1 protein-coding gene is annotated in these 1,103 nt (G+C 65.7%); it reads left to right on the top strand.

Annotation, left to right across the window (positions count from 1 at the left end; all coding sequences use genetic code 11):
* Positions 1-1,103 (top strand): efflux transporter outer membrane subunit (locus tag B0G75_RS40045; RefSeq protein WP_106314960.1); only part of this gene is annotated, 1,103 nt, incomplete at both ends.

Below are 1,103 nucleotides of genomic sequence, written 5' to 3'. Positions count from 1 at the left end.
TATCCGACGCTGACCGGCGCCGCCTCCTATAACCGCGAGCGCGGCAGTCCGAACGGCATCCTCTCGCTGCTTGGCGTCACGCCGACGGGAAGTCAGACGCAGTCGGCCTCCGGCAGCGCGCCGCTTGGTGTCGCGCCGTTGCCGGGCGCCAAGGGCTCGCCCGCTTACGATCTGTACCAGTTCGGCTTCGACGCGTCATGGGAACTCGACTTCTGGGGGCGCGTGCGACGCGGCGTCGAAGCAGCGTCGGCGCTCTCCGATGCGTCGTACGAGGACCGTAACGCGATCCTGCTGTCCGCCCGCGCCGAACTCGCGCGCGACTACATCCAGTTGCGCGACACGCAGGCCCTGCTGCAGATCGCGAAACAGAACCTCGACATCGCTCACGATGCCACGAAGCTCACGCAAAACCGGGTGCATGAGGGCGTCACGACGGACCTCGACGTCGCCAACGCGATGGCGCAGGCGGAATCGATCGAAAGCCTGATCCCGACGCTCGAATCGCGCAACACGACCACGATCAATGCGATTGGCGTGCTGCTGGCGAAAGAACCGGGCGCGTTGCAGCAGATGCTTGCCGAGCCGCGCGACGTGCCGGCGTTGCCCGATCAGGTGCCGATCGGTGTTCCGTCGGAACTGGTGCAGCGCCGGCCCGACATCCGGAAAGCCGAGGCCCAGCTGCATGCGGCCACCGCGACGATCGGCATGGCGAAGGCCGACTTCTATCCGCGCATCTCGCTGAACGGCAGCGCCGGGTTCCAGAGCCTGCAACTGTCGAATCTCGCGGACTGGGCGTCCGGCCAGTTTGTGGTGGGGCCGTCGATTACGCTGCCGATATTCGAAGGCGGACGCCTGAAGGGCACGCTGCATTTGCGCGAGGCGCAGCAGCAGGAAGCGGCGATTGCCTACCAGCACACCGTGCTGCAGGCATGGCGTGAGGTGGACGACGCGCTGGTCGTCTATGACGCCGAACAGCGCCGGCGCGATCGGCTGAAAACGGTTGTGAGTCTGAACCAGCGCGCGCTGTCGATTGCGCAGCAACGGTACAAGGCAGGTGCGGTGGATTTCCTCGACGTGCTGAACGTGCAGAAACAGTTGCTCGA

The organism is Paraburkholderia sp. BL18I3N2 (assembly GCF_003001875.1).
Taxonomy (GTDB): Bacteria; Pseudomonadota; Gammaproteobacteria; order Burkholderiales; family Burkholderiaceae; genus Paraburkholderia; species Paraburkholderia phytofirmans.
This window is presented reverse-complemented; position numbering and strand designations above follow the sequence as displayed.